The following is a 2,230-nucleotide window of genomic DNA, read 5'->3' as shown; positions in this document are numbered from 1 at the left end:
CCACGCTGGCCACCAGCACGGGGCCGGGCGCGGTGGTGCCGGTGGCGCCGGGTTTCTGACCGCTCAGGCTGACCTGGACGTTGCCGCCGGACGTGCCCACGGGCAGTTCTATCGGTTGGCCGGCCAGGGTGACGTTGTAGTCGCTGGAGTATTCCTTGCGACCCTTGGACCGCTCTTGCGTGACGGTCGCGGTGCCGACGCGCGTGATGACGCGCTCACCGCCGGCGCCAATGTTGTTGATGTTCGGTCCGACGACCGACAGCGCGCCGCCGGCGGCGATCTGGCTCTTGTCGTTGGTGACGGTGCCGGTCAGCGTCATCGAGCCGCCCGACAGGATCTTGCCGGGGTCGGTCGACAGCGTGCGCGTTTCGGTAACGGTTTCGTTGACCTGGTAGTAGGTGAACGTGCCTCTCAGGCGGCTGCCGTAGTCGGAATTGAACTCGCGGATGCGCGCGTCCAGTTCCATGTGCCGGGCCTTGTACGCAGCATAGGCGTCTTCATAGGCCTGGCGGCGCGCAGCTTCGCTGGCCTGGCATTGCCTGTCGCGGTCGCAAGGACGCTCTGGCTCGACCCATACAGGCATCGGTCCGGACGGCGGCGTGACGCCGAACACCGCCCAGACGCGCGCGTCGCCAGCATATCGGAACCCTTCGTCTGTGTAGCCGCACGACGCGTTGCCGGCGTCGCCGCCTTCACCGTAGCAGATGTACTGCGGCGGAAGGTACGTCAACGGAATCGGCACGTTCTTGCCGGACTTGTCACGGAAGCCGGGCGCGTAGTTGAACGGCGGCCCGTAGCGATCCGCCGGGTATTTGGTCGAGGGCAGCAGCAGCTTGCGCTCGGGATCGTCGTCCAGCCAGGCGGGATCCTTGCTGCACATGGGCGTGACTTCGTCGCAGAGCCAGTTGGTCTCGGCGTCGTACATGTCCGTGGTGCCTTCGGGCGTGAAGTACACCTTGGGCTTGGACGACACGACCACGGTCTCGCTGGCGTAGCGATTGTTCTGGTTCAGCAGCGTGGCGGCCGAGATGGTGGCGTTGCCGGCCGCTTCGATCGTGGCCGAGGGGTTCTGCAATGAGACGGCCTGGCCCACGGCTCGGCCGGCGGCGTCCAGCGCGCCGCCGATGCGCAGGTCGCCGGCCGAGTAGATCAACGCGTGTTCGCGGTTGACCAGATAGGTCGCGCCCAGGTCCATGGCGCTGCGCGCGGCGATCACCGCCGCCCCGCCCGCGCCTACGTCGTTGACCAAAGAGCCCGTCCCAATGGCCAAGTTATCGCCATAGATCCGGCCCAGGTTCGTCACGGCGCCCGCCGTGATGCGCGTGTTGACGCCGTCGATCAGGCCCGCGTTGGTCAGCGTGCCGGTGACGTTGATCGTGTTGTTGCGACCGGCCACCAGCTCGCCCGTGGCCTGGTTGTTCAGCGTGCCGGCCTTGACGCCCAAGTCGCGGCCCGCGGTGATGCGCGCGCGGTTGTCGAACGTGCCGCCCACGGTCAGATTCAGGTCGCGGCCGGCGGTGATTTCGCCTTCCTGGTTCAGGGAACCCGCGTACTCAAAGGACAGGTCCTCGCCCGAGCGCAGCGCGCCCAGGCCCTGCAGCGCCTTGACGATGACGGTCAGGTTCTTGCCCGCCAGCAGCTTGCCCTGCGTGTTCTTGAGCGTGTCGGCCTCGATGCGCGCGACGCCTTGCGAGGCGGCTTCGCCGGCGGTGTTGTCCAGCTCGCCGGTCTTGATGCCAAGGTCCTGGCCGGCGCTGATCGCACCGCCCTGGTTGTTCACGCGCCCGGCCACGATGCTGACCACCTTGCCCAGCACGCCCTTGGCGGGCGCGTTGCTGACGGTCAGCGTGTTGCTGTTGTCCAGGCTCGAAGCCGTCAGGGTCAGCGTATCGTCGGCCTGCAGCAGGCCGCGCTGGTTGTCGATGGCGCCGCTGGTGGTGACGGTCAGGTTGCCGCCGGCCACGGTGCCGTCGCGGTTGACCAGGCTGGCGGCATCGATGCGGGCCTTGCCGGCCGCGGCGATGGTGCCGCCGGTGTTGTCCAGCTCGCCTCCGAGCTTGATGGTCGCATCGCCCGAGGACGTGATCTTGCCGCCCGGGTTGCGCAGGTTGGCGGCGGACAGGTCCAGGCCGCCGCCATGCAGCGTGGCGCGGGACGCGTCGATGTCCTGGGTGGCGGCCACGGTCATCAGGCCCACGGAGGACAGCGTGCCGCCCGCCAGGTTCATGCC

1 pseudogene is annotated in these 2,230 nt (G+C 68.3%); it reads right to left on the bottom strand.

Annotation, left to right across the window (positions count from 1 at the left end):
* A pseudogene (locus ACEU5R_RS31865) lies at nt 1-2,230 on the bottom strand (filamentous hemagglutinin); the annotation flags it as partial.

Origin of the sequence: Achromobacter sp. 413638, from assembly GCF_043119405.1 — a bacterium.
Classification (GTDB): Bacteria; Pseudomonadota; Gammaproteobacteria; order Burkholderiales; family Burkholderiaceae_B; genus Achromobacter.
The sequence above is the reverse complement of the archived record's forward strand: the minus strand, read 5'-3'. Positions and strand labels throughout refer to the sequence as shown.